Source organism: Acinetobacter sp. YH12226 (genome assembly GCF_013417805.1).
Lineage (GTDB): Bacteria > Pseudomonadota > Gammaproteobacteria > Pseudomonadales > Moraxellaceae > Acinetobacter.
The window spans coordinates 1-1,584 of sequence record NZ_VPDG01000055.1 but is presented as its reverse complement, the minus strand read 5'-3'; the positions used below and the strand labels follow the sequence as shown (position 1 = coordinate 1,584).

2 protein-coding genes and 2 pseudogenes are annotated in these 1,584 nt (G+C 35.9%); all 4 read left to right on the top strand.

From position 1 onward, the window contains the following. Positions 1 to 234: pseudogene (locus FTV08_RS16005) on the top strand (ISNCY family transposase); the annotation flags it as partial. Between the two features lie 129 nt (positions 235 to 363). Further along, positions 364 to 661 (top strand): annotated as a pseudogene (locus FTV08_RS16000) (type II toxin-antitoxin system RelE/ParE family toxin). A 1-nt stretch (position 662) separates the two neighbouring features. Then, positions 663 to 953 carry an addiction module antidote protein gene (locus FTV08_RS15995; RefSeq protein ID WP_180039173.1) on the top strand — a complete coding sequence of 97 codons (291 nt, stop codon included), beginning with the start codon at positions 663 to 665 and terminating at the stop codon, positions 951 to 953. 92 nt (positions 954 to 1,045) lie between these two features. Further along, positions 1,046 to 1,429 (top strand): hypothetical protein, encoded by a 384-nt coding sequence (locus FTV08_RS15990; RefSeq protein WP_180039174.1) that lies wholly within the window; start codon positions 1,046 to 1,048, stop codon positions 1,427 to 1,429. Positions 1,430 to 1,584: the final 155 nt, after the last annotated feature.

Genomic DNA, 1,584 nt, shown 5'->3' with positions numbered 1-1,584 from the left:
TGATGGCCGAAAGATCAATTACAGCCTCTTCGATAAATTAAGTCAGCTGAATCAGCGAGAGATTGTTGAGAATAAACGGTTGGGTGCTGTTCTGAATCATATCCAACAACAGCATGAAGAACTGGAAAAAAAAATAAACGTTCCCGGGCCAAGAAAAGTATGCCGAGTCGTAAAGCTCAGAAAGCTGTTATTGAACAAAGAAATTTAAATCCTGTGCTTGACTCTTGCAGTTAAAAACAGGAGATTTTAAATGGTTTATCGCATAGACACTTTAAATGGGTTCTAACATAATGGATGTTCGTATAGATTAATTGCATATTGTATTCGATCAAATACAATATAGTGAGAAGATAAGGAATCCTCATGCTTGAAATTATACGTCTTCCAGAATTTGATGAATGGTTGGATGGCATTAAAGACAATATGACTCGTATTCACTTGAATCGTGGATTAGATAAGGTTCAACGTGGAAATTGGGGGAGACATCAAACCTCTCCAAGATGGCGGTTGGGAAATGAGAGAATTCTTCGGTTCTGGGTGGAGGATGTATTACATCCAACATGGTGACGTAGTGATTGTAATGCTTGGTGGAGGAGATAAATCAACTCAGCAACAAGACATCGATCGTGCAGTCAAACTATCGAAAACATTGGAGGATTAAAATGGTTAGAGTCGCTGATTTACCAAGTTTTGATATGGCTGAGTCACTCAAAACTGAAGAAGATATTGTGATGTATCTCAACATGGTTCTTGAAGAGAATGATCCAGCTGAATTAGCTCATGCTCTTGGTGTTATTGCTAAAGCTCGTGGCATGACTCAAATCGCTAAAGAAGCAGGAATTGGGCGTGAGGCACTCTACAAAGCCCTACGTCATGATTCAGCACCACGTTTTGATACGATTAATCGTGTAGTGAACGCTTTAGGCTTAAAACTCAAAGTACAACACGCCTAAGACTTTAAAAAATATAGTAAAAATGGGAGCTAAAGGCTCCCATTTTTAGATTCGTATAACGTGTATTATGTTAATTTTAGAAAATATTAAGTATGTGGAAAATATATAAAGAAGAAAATTCTGATCTTGGATTTGCTATTGGGTGTCTATTTTCAGAAGCAATTAATCTAAATGAGTTTAGACAGTGGATTGAGCTTTGTATTAACGATTTAAATCAAGATGAAATACCACTTTATATGTTTGATCTTATAGATTTCGAGGACTCATTAGCGAAGATTCATTCAGTTATTGGATTTGTACCAAGCTCTAGGCTATCAAAAACAGAAAAAATAGCGTTAGAAGGCATTTCTTATCTAAGGGGAATAGATATTTTTGACCCTATTTCTACGCAAGAACAATCCATTGAATACCTAAAGAACAACCCACATGTCTCAGAAAAATTTAAGCGCACTTTTCCTTTTATAAATTTTATTTAACATAATGGTACTTATACGAAGCTAAAAATGTAACTCCAAAATAGAAATGTCCGGTTTCTCCAAAGTAAAAATGTCCGCTTTTAGAATATGCACTTTTGCAATTTCGTTAGCGGACGGTTTGATATGTTGGTGTCTATGTCGGATAAAGAACTTAA